Origin of the sequence: Vibrio mytili (assembly GCF_000830505.1) — a bacterium.
GTDB lineage: Bacteria > Pseudomonadota > Gammaproteobacteria > Enterobacterales > Vibrionaceae > Vibrio > Vibrio mytili.
Genome location: NZ_JXOK01000041.1, coordinates 95,137 through 107,585, shown reverse-complemented (window position 1 = coordinate 107,585; position 12,449 = coordinate 95,137). Strand labels below are relative to the sequence as shown.

The window sequence follows — 12,449 nt, the reverse complement described above, 5'->3', positions numbered from 1 at the left end:
AGCAACGCCATTCATACCATCGAGACTATTCACATTGGTAACGTCCACAGTAGTATCTTCGGCGTTGGTTGAGTAAACCACCAAGCCGCTGCACTACCCATGAGCTCTGAACTGGCTACAACCATCTCCATATCAGTATGCACTTGGTTATAGCTATCATTTGTGCTTGAGTCGCTGTTGTAAGTACTGTTGTCGCTGTTGTCGTTAAAGCTGTCAGAAAGACCGAGCGAAACACTGTTGTCACTATTATCGCTGTTATCACTGTTATTACTGTTGTCGCTGTTGTCGTTAAAGCTATCGGCAATACCAACACCTAAACTATTACTCGAATTAGAGGTATTACTATTGTTAGCGGTAGAGTTAGTGGTCGAGTTGTTAGTGGTGCTATTGTCGTTACTATCATTAAAGCTATCATCAATGCCCAACGATGCGTTCGTGCTGTTGTCACTGTTGTCTTTGAAGCTATCATTGATTCCCAGCGCGGCATTAGTGCTGCTATCGCTGTTGTCTTGGAAGCTATCACTGACACCAAGGGTGTTTGTGGTGGTATTCGCACTGTTATCCCATTGATCGTTAAAGTTACCGTCGTCAACACCATTTGCCGCAAGTGTTGAACCGCTAAAAATTAATGCTGAAACTGCAAGAGCGAGGCCTGTTTTGTTAAGAGTCATAACGATTACTCCATTTGTTATATTCCTGAATAAATAAATTGTACGACTTCTTGTTTTTACTCCTCATTTAATGGGAGCGTTGAGAGTATAGAAAATATATCTGGGAGACGTTTTCACTCTATTTTAAAACAGAGGTAAATAGAGGGTTAATTGTGTTATTTTAAATATGTCATCAATAAAAAATATTATATTATTCAACATTTTATGGTCTGGTTTTCTACAGAGTATGTAGGAAGTCTTAAATTACTGTGAAATATAGGCTGATTCTTTACTATTCTTCTGACCTAATCGTGTTTTGTATTTAGAGTGCGAATGAGTCGCGAGCTAAAAATCGGTAGGGGTTTAAGTTATAAAGCAATAAGTTGCTTAAAGAAGAGACGGTAATTCTTGGCTCTACTAGGAAGTTTTCTAGTACTTTTTACTCACTTGGCGTAGCGTAGATCGTGATGTTATCATTCTTCGATACGCTACTTAGGTGACCGTAACATGAGGTACTGCAAGGTGAGTGTTATCGGCCTTTAAGCTGGGTGATGACTTGTTAAGAACCAATTAACGATAGCAGGAGGATGTATTCGCATCTGCCCCTCTTTTTTGTAGCTAAAAACGTCCATAAACAAAGACGCTCTAGTTGAACATCGATCTTAACGTTACTTGAGTCGCTATTCCTGCTTTTGTGAATCATATTTTATCTTCAGTGAATGCCTTTGCGTTGTGTGCAACAAGCTTGCAATGCGTTGGCAACTGAGGTTGTTTCCTTTCGCATTCGAATTATTTGGGTCCACTGATTTATTCTCAAACTGTGATCTGCCTAGTGAATAAATAATCATTTTTCTCGTTTATGATAAACCTTCCTTAAACAAAATTGACAAAATTTGACCAGTCGAGATAATCCACTAGTCGGGATTTGACACAATTGAAGTCCTGAATGTTGTCAGGATGACAAAGAAAGGAAGCAACATGACAGATATAGGAAGCCTGCTAGTAAATGCGGCCACCCTGATGGTAACGGGGATGGCGGTCGTGTTTATTTTCCTCACTATTCTTGTTTATCTCGTTCGGCTAATGTCCAAACTGGTACCAGAAGAAGTACTTGAGCCGATCGCAGCACTAAAAACAACTAAAAATACGAATATTCAATCAACCTCTTCAGCTGTTAGTCCACAAGTTGTGGCAGCGATATCGTCTGCGATTCATCAACATCGCCGATCAGTCGCGAAGTAGCCGAGTTAAGGATTAAAAAGGAGTTTAAGAGTATGTCTAAACCACTAGCGATAACGGATGTGGTACTTCGTGACGCCCATCAATCATTGTTTGCTACGCGAATGCGTATCGAAGATATGCTGCCTATTGCGGCTGAATTGGATAAGGTTGGTTATTGGTCCCTAGAAACTTGGGGAGGAGCAACGTTTGACTCGTGTATTCGTTTTCTCGGAGAAGATCCTTGGGAGCGTTTACGTGCGCTTAAAAAAGCGATGCCAAATACACCAATGCAAATGTTACTGCGTGGTCAAAACCTTTTAGGATACCGCCACTATGCTGATGACGTAGTAGAAAAATTTGTCGAGCGCGCTCATGCGAATGGCATGGATGTTTTTCGTATCTTTGATGCGATGAATGACGTTCGAATTCGAAAAAGCGGTTAAGTCAACGATCGATGTTGGTGCGCACGCACAAGGTACCTTGTCCTATACGACCAGTCCTGTGCATAACGCAGACACTTGGGTTGATTTAGCAAAACGTTTAGAAGATCTTGGCTGTCACTCTTTGTGTATCAAAGATATGTCGGGTCTATTAAAACCGTATGAAGCGGAAGAGTTGATCACACGTATAAAAGCGTCTTGTGATGTGCCATTGGCACTGCACTGTCACGCCACCACGGGGCTGTCGACAGCAACCGCTGTTAAAGCGGTAGAAGCGGGTATTGATATTCTCGATACGGCGATTTCTTCCATGAGCTGTACGTACGGTCATACGCCAACGGAAACGGTCGTGGCTATGTTGCAAGGTACTGAGCGTGATACCAACTTGAAGTTGGAGCAAATTGAGCCGATAGCGGCTTACTTCCGTGAAGTGCGGAAAAAGTACGCGAAGTGGGAAGGTCAATTAAAAGGCGTGGATTCACGAATCCTTATCGCACAAGTTCCGGGTGGTATGCTGACTAACATGGAAGGCCAGCTGAAAGAACAAGGTGCAGCGGACCGTATTGACGAGGTGCTTGAAGAAATTCCTCGCGTTCGTGAAGACTTAGGCTTTATTCCACTGGTGACTCCAACATCGCAAATTGTCGGTACTCAAGCGGTTATCAACGTGCTGACTGGTGAACGTTACAAGAGCATCACTAAAGAAACCGCAGGGTTACTAAAAGGCGAATACGGCGTTGCACCAGCAGCATTGAATGCTGAACTGCAAGCGAAAGTACTTGATGGCAAGGAACCAATTACTTGCGTCCTGCAGATTTGCTCGAACCTGAAATGGAAACGCTCTCTGTCGATTTGCTGGAGAAAGCAAAATCTGAAGGCATTAAGCTGGCGAATGAGCAAGTGGACGACGTATTGACGTATGCTTTGTTCCCGCAAGTTGGATTGAAGTTCTTGAAGAACCGCAGCAACCCAGATGCATTTGAACCAGCACCGACGTTGGAAAGTGCGACGCCAACACCGGCTTCAGTTGCTCAAGCATCTACTGGTGGTGTCGAGGCATACAGTGTGCGCGTAGATGGGCAAGTGTTTAATGTCGAAGTTGGCCCACAAGGCGAGTTAACGTCTGTCGTGCCAGCATCATCTGCCAATACGGCGACACCTGTTGTTCCAGCGACGGCATCTTCTGCTGAGGCGGTGCCTGCTCCTTTGGCGGGGAACATATTCAAAGTCAACGTTCAGCCTGGCGCTGAAGTGGCTGAGGGGGATGTCCTGCTGATCCTCGAAGCAATGAAGATGGAAACCGAAGTTCGTGCTGCCCGCAATGGTACGGTTCAGGAGTTAAATGTGAAAGAAGGTGATGCTGTGACTGTCGGTATGCCTCTTCTGAGCTTGGCGTAAGGGAGTACCATGGACGGATTGATGACCTTATGGTCAGAAACAGGGATCGCTAACTTTGAGTTTGGCCAAATCTGTATGATGTTGGTTGGCTGCTTACTGTTGTTTTTAGCGATCCGCAAAGGTTTTGAACCACTACTGCTATTGCCGATCGGCTTTGGTGCTATCTTAGCCAACATTCCTAATGCTGGGTTTACTGAGCCTGGTGGTTTGCTGTATTACGTTTACCATGTCGGGATTGAGTCGGGTGTATTCCCACTGTTGATCTTTATGGGAGTGGGTGCAATGACGGACTTCGGTGCGCTGATTGCTAACCCCAAAACATTGTGGCTAGGTGCGGCTGCTCAGTTTGGTATTTTTGCCACGTTGTTTGGTGCGATCTTGCTGAACTATGTTCCGGGCATGGAGTTTTCCATGGCAGACGCATCGTCCATCGCGATTATTGGTGGTGCGGATGGCCCAACCGCCATTTTCTTAGCCAGCAAACTGTCGCCAGATTTACTCGGTGCTATCGCCGTTGCCGCATACAGCTACATGGCTCTGGTTCCGATTATTCAGCCACCAATCATGAAGGCACTCACTTCTCAACAAGAGCGTGAGATAAAAATGGCTCAGCTAAGACATGTAGGTAAATGGGAGAAAGTTATCTTCCCACTTGCTGTTTTGGTGATGACCATTCTTTTCTTACCTTCGGCGACACCACTTGTCGGGATGTTCTGTTTGGGTAACTTGATGCGTGAAGCTGGCGTGGTGGACCGTTTATCAAAAACCGCTCAGAACGAACTGATCAATATCGTGACCATCTTCTTAGGTTTAGGTGTTGGCTCTAAGTTACAAGCTGACAAGTTTTTAAACTTAGAAACACTGGGTATCTTAGCGCTTGGTGCGGTTGCGTTCAGTATCGGTACCGCAGCAGGGGTTTTGATGGCGAAACTGCTTAATAAGCTATCCGATGAAGATATTAATCCATTGATTGGCGCAGCAGGGGTTTCTGCCGTGCCGATGGCAGCACGTGTCGTGAACAAAGTAGGTTTGCAAGCTAATCCGCAAAACTTCTTGTTGATGCACGCCATGGGACCAAACGTGGCTGGTGTACTTGGCTCTGCGGTGGCTGCGGGTATTCTTCTCGCATTGGTGGGGTAATACCAATCGTCGTAAATAACTTGTCATTCTAGCTTGTTAAAATACTCGATAACGTCGTTGCCTTTTTCCTACGCTATTTCTGATCACTTATTTACTGTGATTGGTGTAAAAATGTAACGCAGTATTGCTGAGTAGTATATCTATCAACAATTTACACTGCAGCAATTCACGTCATCAAACAAAATGGTTTATAGTCAAAGGGATGCTCTGGCATCCTTTTTTTATCACTACGGGAATGGTTTATGGAACACAAACAAATCGTTATCACTGAGTTTGGTGACGCTAATGTATTGGCTACTCACACTGCCCCAACACCATCACCAGCACCGGGAGAGGTACTCGTCAAAGTCGCTTTTTCTGGTGTGAATCCTATTGATGTAAAAACCCGTGCTGGGCTAGGTTGGGCGGCTGAACAAAACAAAGATAAACTGCCTTGGGTTCCGGGATATGATATTTCCGGAAAGGTGGTGTCGTGCGGAGATGAAACGTCTCGTTTTAGCGTTGGTGATCAGGTGGCGGGTTTTATTGGCTTTCCTGTGAAGGGAGGAGGATATAGCCAATATGTCTGTGTGCCAGAAGCGGAATTGAATCACGTTCCTCAATCCGTGACGTTAGAAGCGGCGGCAGTACTTCCTCTTGCTGGACAAACCGCGGCTCAAGCGCTAACCAAAGCGAATGTTAAAGAAAATGATCGTGTTTTAATTCTTGCTGGTGCTGGAGGGGTTGGGCACCTTGCCGTACAAATTGCCGTGGCAGCAAAAGCGGAAGTGTTTACAACCTGCAGTGAGCGAAATTTAGACTATCTCGCCACGCTTGGCGCTCATGCGGTGAACTATCAATTTGCACCAGTGTCAGAACGTGTTGAAGATGTGGATGTTTTGATTGATTTGGTCGGTGGAGATGCGGCATTAGATGCCCTCAAATGTTTGAAAGACCACGCTAGAGTGGTGACCGTACCAACAATTACTGCGGAAATGATTTGTGAAAAAGCAAAATTGTTAGGGTTTGAAGCGACGGGGATGTTAGTGGCGCCAGATAGCGAACAGCTTGATACCTTATTGTACATGGTGAGTGTTGGCTTGCTCAAAACCGAAGTTCAACATATTTACCCAATGAGTGATGTTGTCGCTGCTCACCAACAAGTCGAGTCTGGCAGAACCAGAGGCAAGGTATTGCTTGATATGAAATGCTAGAAGTATTTCATTACAATTTTGAACAAATTGCGCTGTGGTTTTCTGATTCTGCGCTGTGGGTGCTTTTTATGACGGGGTTTCTTAGTGCGACCTTGTTACCTGGAGGCTCAGAAGCCAGTTTAGTCGCGACACTCTCTCTCAATCAGTTCACCGTCTCTACTGTGGTTCTTGTTGCTACCATCGGAAATACCTTAGGCGGTCTGACCAATTACTGGCTTGGGTTATGGCTACCGAACAAAGCTCAAAATGAAAAGCATGGCCATACCGCTTTGAAGTGGTTAGCAAAATATGGCTACTGGGGATTATTTTTCAGTTGGTTACCTGTCATCGGTGATCCACTGTGTTTGGCGGCAGGTTGGTTACGGATGAACCTCTTGCCGTGTGTCATTCTAATATTCTTTGGAAAGGCCGCTCGTTACAGCCTGTTGGCTGTTATTTATCTCGGATTATTTTAAGGAAAGTACATGAGAATGTTTTGGGTTGGTGCGTGCTCACTTTTCGTGATCACGGGCTGTGCAACAAATGCCTCTGTTTCATCATTGCCTGAAGGGGTGACTTTTGTTGAGTCGTCAAAAGCAGAAGAAGGTAAAGTTAAGATTCCGTATCAAAAATACCAACTTGATAACGGTTTAACGGTTATTCTCGCACCGGAAGATTCGGATCCTTTAGTTCATGTTGATGTCACTTATCACGTTGGATCTGCACGTGAAGAAATCGGCAAATCCGGTTTTGCCCACTTCTTTGAGCATATGATGTTCCAGGGGTCGGAAAACGTTGGTGATCAACAACATTTTAAAATAATTACTGAGGCTGGTGGCACATTAAATGGCACGACCAACCGCGACCGCACTAACTATTTTGAAACCGTGCCTGCTAATCAATTAGAAAAAATGTTGTGGTTGGAATCGGATCGCATGGGCTTTTTGCTCGATGCCGTTTCACAACGCAAGTTTGAGATCCAACGTTCGACGGTAAAAAACGAACGTGCACAACGATACGACAACCGTCCATACGGACTTATATGGGAACGTATGGGAGAAGCCTTGTATCCAGAAGGCCATCCTTATTCATGGCAAACCATTGGTTATGTAGAAGATTTAGACCGTGTTGATGTCAACGATCTTAAAGCATTCTTCTTACGCTGGTACGGACCGAATAATGCGACATTGACGATTGGTGGCGATCTGGATGTTGATCAGACACTGACTTGGGTGAACAAATATTTCGGCTCGATACCGCGTGGGCCAGCCGTAGAAAATGCTGAGAAACAACCAGCTCAGCTAAAAGAGAGTAAATACATTACCTTAGAAGATCGCATTCAGCAGCCAATGGTCATGGTTGCTTGGCCAACGACGTACAGTGGTGAAGAAAGCCAAGCATCGCTTGATACACTGTCTAGCATACTCGGTGCGGGGACAAACAGCGTTCTTTATCAAGACTTAGTCAAAACGCAGAAAGCGGTAGATGCTGGGTCGTTTCATGATTGTGCAGAGCTTGCTTGCACATTTTATGTTTATGCAATGGGCGACTCGGGCGATAAAGGTGATTTGTCAAAACTGTACACTGAGCTCCAGAAATCGCTACAAAACTTTGCCAACACTGGCGTATCAAAACAGCGTCTTGAGCAACTTACCGGTAAAGTAGAAGCCGATGCTATTTTTGCTTTGGAGAGTGTGAAGGGTAAAGTTACGCAATTGGCATCAAATGAAACATTTTTTGGTGAACCTGACCGAATCGAAAAGCAGCTAGAGCAAATTAGAGCCGTCACCCCCGAGTCGGTTAAGAGAGTGTATAGTGAGTTCATTCAGGATCAGCCGAAAGTCACGTTGAGTGTTGTTCCAACGGGGAAAACCGACTTAGCCGTACGGCCTGCGACCTTTGTTACTCCTAAGAGAACCTTACCTGAGTACAAAAAAATTACCGAGGATCAACTGGCTTACCGTCGTGCAGCCGACAATTTTGATCGCTCGGTTCAACCTCCAACAGGCGCACCTGTCCAAGCAACCATGCCTGATTTGTACAATGTCCATTTCGAAAATGGCTCTGAGCTGCTCGGGGCGGTCAGTAGTGAAACGCCAACCGTGATGATGCAGTTTAGTTTGCCTGCAGGAACGCGTTTTGTTGACAAGGGCAAAGAAGGTCTTGCGCAACTAACCGCAGCCATGTTGCAAGAAGGCACCACCAAGCGAAGCATGGAAGAAATCCAAGCAGAGTTGGATAAGTTGGGGAGTGTCATTACCGTTGATGCCACGGGATATACGACAAATATTAGCGTTTCGGCTTTAGAAAAGAACCTCGAGCCAACCTTGGACATTGTCGAAGAAATGCTTTTATCGCCAGCATTTAAACAAGAAGATTTTGACCGTGTGAAAATGCAAGCTTTAGAAGGTTTAGTTTATGAACATCAAAATCCAAGCTGGATGGCCGCACAAGCGAGTCGTCAAGTGTTATATGGCGATACTATTTTTTCACGTCCCAAAGATGGCACCCAAGCAGGAATGAGAGCCTTAACCTTAGATGATGTACGCGAGTTTTATTCTAAACACTACACACCACAAGGGGCGCAAGTTGTGGTTGTCGGTGATATTGAGGAGCAAGCACTTAAGAAACAGCTTGGTTTCTGGTCGAGCTGGAAAGATGAAGCAGCACCACTTTATGAGCCTGAGACGATTCCAAAACTCGGGACACAAAAAGTATATTTAGTTGATAAAGCTGGTGCGCCACAAAGTGTGGTAATGATGGTTCGTCAAGGTGTGCCATACGACGCTACGGGTGAATTCTACTTAGGACAGTTAGCAAACTATAACTTATCAGGTAACTTTAACAGCCGTATCAACCAAAATCTGCGTGAAGACAAAGGTTATACCTATGGCGCTTATGGATACTTTTCCGGTAACCCTGAAGCGGGTTCCGTTGTGTTTACTGCGCAAGTGCGTGCTGATTCGACAGTCGCCTCGATCATAGAGATGGAAAGTGAGCTTAGCGAGTATTCTCAATCAGGAATGACTGACGAAGAGCTGGCGTTTATGCGTCAAGCTGTCGGGCAAAAAGATGCGCTGAAATACGAAACACCAACGCAAAAAGCGGAGCTCATCAGTGACATTTTAAAATATGACTTGGATGAAGATTATCTACAACAGAGAAATACGTTGGTCGAAACAGTAGATAAGGACACGTTGAATGGGCTCGCACGAAAATGGTTTGACCCGAATGACTATCAAATTATTGTTGTTGGTGATGCTAAATCCCTTCGTCCCCAGCTAGAAAAGTTAGGGAAAGACGTAGAAGAGCTTGAAATCATTCGATAGAGTACGCATGTTATAGCGGAGGGCTTACTCTCCGCTATGTATTTAGATAAGTCATTTTACAAAGTTAATTTATCTATATGCTAAAATTATCAATAACTTAGCTTTCACTTGCTTCGGATGGCAAGTGTCCTGCTCCTAATATAAGCGAACCTCATTTTGACTGATTTTGCTGCGCGACTGGAAAAAGTTGCATCAACCCCCGAAGTATTTAAGCAGTTTGGACGCGGTGTTGAGCGTGAAACATTACGCTATCGTCAGGATGGACACCTAGCCACAACACCTCATCCAGAGGGATTGGGCTCCGCGTTCACAAACCAATGGATCACCACTGACTTTTCTGAGTCTTTGCTGGAATTCATAACCCCGGTTTCTCATGATATCCCCGAGCTGATCGCACAACTCAAAGACATCCATCACTTTACCCAAACGAAGATGGGTGACGAGAAGATGTGGCCACTTTCAATGCCTTGCTACGTTAGCAGTGAAGATGAGATTAACCTTGCTCAATATGGTTCATCCAATGCTGCAAAAATGAAAACGTTGTATCGTGAAGGGCTTAAACGTCGTTACGGTAGCTTAATGCAGATCATCTCGGGCGTGCATTTTAACTTCTCTTTCCCGGAATCGTTTTGGGATGCGCTCTACGGAGAGCAAGATGAGGCTTCACGTCAGGAAACAAAATCAGCCGCTTACTTCGCTCTGATCCGAAATTACTACCGTTTTGGTTGGTTAATTCCATACTTCTTCGGGGCTTCACCTGCGCTGTGCGGATCTTTTATCCAGGGCAGAGAAACGGATCTTCCCTTTGAGAGTATTGGTGGTACGCTCTATTTGCCAAAATCGACGTCTTTACGCCTTAGTGATCTTGGTTACACCAACAACGCACAGAGCAAATTGAAGATCGGATTTAACAGTATTGAACAATACCTCGAAGGTCTCAATGATGCGATTCATCGTCCATCTGAAGAGTTCGCGAAAATAGGCGTAAAAGTTGATGGTGAATATCGTCAACTCAACTCTAATATTCTGCAAATTGAAAACGAACTTTACGCTCCCATCCGCCCTAAACGCGTGGCGAAAAGTGGTGAGAAACCATCAGAGGCATTAAAGCGCGCTGGCGTTGAATATATTGAAGTGCGCTCGTTAGATGTAAACCCGTTCAGTCCAGTGGGCGTCACTGAAGAGCAGGTGCGTTTTCTCGATATGTTCCTTACTTGGGCTGCGCTTTCTGACTCCGAGCCGATGAATAACAGTGATTTAGCATGTTGGCGCGATAACTGGAACAAGGTGGTTGTGTCGGGGCGTGAGAAAGGTTTGATGCTCCAGATTGGCTGCCAAGGAGAGCGACTTTCTTTGCAAGAGTGGGCGAAAAGAGTCTTCGTTGAACTTCGCCAAATCGCCATAAAAATGGATGCTTCTGTTGGTGGTCATGCCTATCAAGATGTTTGCGACAAACTCGCGACATGGATTGATGAGCCAGAGTTGACCATCTCAGGCCAGCTGTTAGCCCTAACGAAAGAGCTAGGCGGCTTAGGTAAAGTGGGTTGCAGTTTGGGTATGAAATATCGCGAGGAGAACCTCGCACATACGTACCAATATTACTCACAAGATGTTATGGAAACTGAAGTGGTAACTTCGGTAGAAAAACAGAAGCAGTCTGAGCAAAGTGATACGTTATCTTTTGATGACTTTTTGCAAGACTACTTTGCTTATCTAAAATAAGCGTACTGATCTAGAGTGACAATGATCATCTGTATTACAGTGCTTATTTAGTTAGGGCACAGCGCTCATCTGGAATACGCTCATCTGGAATAATAGTAAGTTGGTAAAGATTGGTGAACATCAAGTCGTTAGCAGTATCCATTTTAGGCAGTGTGTTGTTAGTCGGGTGTGCGACTGCTCCACCTCAACAACAGGGTAACCTGTGTGAAATCTTCCGAGAACATCCGAGTTGGTATGAAGATGCCATTGATATGGAAGAGGAGTGGGGAACTCCGATTCATGTTGCAATGGCTATCATCAAGCAGGAGAGTAGCTTCCGACATGATGCAAAACCACCAATAGATTATGTGCTTGGTTTTATTCCTTGGGGACGAGTAAGCAGTGCATATGGCTATGCACAAGCACAAGACCCAGCTTGGGACGACTTTCAGGATGCCACTGGAAGTTGGAGTTCGAGAAGTGATTTTGATGACGCGATGATGTTTGTTGGTTGGTACACCCATGAAACTCGGCGTCAGCTAGGCATCTCTTTATGGGACCCCTATAATCAATATTTGGCTTATCATGAAGGACGAGGTGGGTACAAACGTGGTAGCTACAAAAGAAAACCAAGTTTAATGAAAATTGCGAGGCGCGTGGAGCAAACCGCAAAAACGTATGGCTGGCAGTTGAAACAGTGCCGACAAGAGTTAGAAGACAATCGTAGTTGGTTCTTCTAGCCGGAACAGAAATGAAAACCAATCCCGTCAGGTGTTGGAATTACAATAAGGAGAGATGTAATGCCTTTACTCGATAGCTTTACTGTCGACCACACTCGTATGAATGCACCTGCTGTGCGCGTGGCGAAAACAATGCAAACCCCAAAAGGTGATACCATAACCGTTTTCGATTTGCGCTTTACAGCACCGAATAAAGATATCCTTTCAGAGAAAGGTATTCACACGTTAGAGCATTTATATGCAGGGTTTATGCGCGCGCACTTGAACGGTGATAGCGTGGAAATTATTGATATTTCTCCGATGGGATGTCGCACTGGTTTCTATATGAGTCTAATCGGTGCGCCTTCAGAGCAGCAAGTCGCCGATGCGTGGATTGCGGCCATGGAAGACGTATTAAAAGTGGAAAGCCAAAACAAGATCCCTGAGCTGAACGAGTATCAATGCGGCACTGCTGCAATGCACTCACTCGATGAAGCAAAGCAAATCGCGAAAAACATTCTGGAGGCGGGCGTGTCAGTAAATAAAAACGACGAGCTTGCTCTGCCTGAATCAATGCTTAAAGAACTGCGTATCGACTAACGTTCTCTGATGAGAGCGCCTTCCTAGTTATCTCGTAGTAAGATAATTAAAAGGATATACGAAAAAAGAGCCTGACTGT

The 12,449-nt window shown here is 45.0% G+C and carries 9 protein-coding genes and 1 pseudogene; 9 read left to right on the top strand and 1 reads right to left on the bottom strand.

All coding sequences use genetic code 11. From position 1 onward, the window contains the following. Window positions 1-29: 29 nt before the first annotated feature. A complete protein-coding gene (locus SU60_RS11595; RefSeq protein WP_052481528.1) occupies window positions 30-671 on the bottom strand; it encodes a hypothetical protein in 642 nt (213 codons plus the stop codon). 957 nt (window positions 672-1,628) lie between these two features. Between SU60_RS11595 and SU60_RS11590 the strand changes: the two genes are divergently transcribed. From SU60_RS11590 to luxS, 9 genes and pseudogenes are all read left to right on the top strand, one after another. Further along, the gene (locus SU60_RS11590) at window positions 1,629-1,892 is read left to right on the top strand and encodes an oxaloacetate decarboxylase subunit gamma (RefSeq protein ID WP_041155638.1); all 264 of its coding nucleotides are present in this window, start codon (window positions 1,629-1,631) and stop codon (window positions 1,890-1,892) included. Window positions 1,893-1,924: 32 nt separating this feature from the next. Next, window positions 1,925-3,709: pseudogene (oadA, locus tag SU60_RS11585) on the top strand (sodium-extruding oxaloacetate decarboxylase subunit alpha). Window positions 3,710-3,718: 9 nt separating this feature from the next. Next, on the top strand, window positions 3,719-4,849 hold the full coding sequence (locus SU60_RS11580) for a sodium ion-translocating decarboxylase subunit beta (RefSeq protein WP_041155637.1): 1,131 nt from the start codon (window positions 3,719-3,721) through the stop codon (window positions 4,847-4,849). Window positions 4,850-5,091: 242 nt separating this feature from the next. Then, window positions 5,092-6,042 carry an NADP-dependent oxidoreductase gene (locus tag SU60_RS11575; protein ID WP_041155636.1) on the top strand — a complete coding sequence of 317 codons (951 nt, stop codon included), beginning with the start codon at window positions 5,092-5,094 and terminating at the stop codon, window positions 6,040-6,042. Continuing rightward, window positions 6,036-6,497, top strand: a complete 462-nt coding sequence (locus SU60_RS11570; RefSeq protein ID WP_041155635.1) for a YqaA family protein — start codon at window positions 6,036-6,038, stop codon at window positions 6,495-6,497. The genes SU60_RS11575 and SU60_RS11570 overlap by 7 nt, the downstream gene beginning before the upstream one ends. 9 nt (window positions 6,498-6,506) lie before the next feature. Continuing rightward, complete coding sequence (locus SU60_RS11565; protein ID WP_041155634.1) at window positions 6,507-9,350, top strand: M16 family metallopeptidase; 2,844 nt, start codon at window positions 6,507-6,509, stop codon at window positions 9,348-9,350. Window positions 9,351-9,506: 156 nt separating this feature from the next. Then, window positions 9,507-11,072 carry a glutamate--cysteine ligase gene (gene gshA, locus SU60_RS11560; RefSeq protein ID WP_041155633.1) on the top strand — a complete coding sequence of 522 codons (1,566 nt, stop codon included), beginning with the start codon at window positions 9,507-9,509 and terminating at the stop codon, window positions 11,070-11,072. Window positions 11,073-11,185: 113 nt separating this feature from the next. Then, on the top strand, window positions 11,186-11,791 hold the full coding sequence (locus SU60_RS11555) for a transglycosylase SLT domain-containing protein (protein WP_084735776.1): 606 nt from the start codon (window positions 11,186-11,188) through the stop codon (window positions 11,789-11,791). A 60-nt stretch (window positions 11,792-11,851) separates the two neighbouring features. Beyond that, window positions 11,852-12,370: an S-ribosylhomocysteine lyase gene (gene luxS, locus SU60_RS11550; protein WP_041155632.1), complete on the top strand. Its 519-nt coding sequence runs from the start codon at window positions 11,852-11,854 to the stop codon at window positions 12,368-12,370. Window positions 12,371-12,449: the final 79 nt, after the last annotated feature.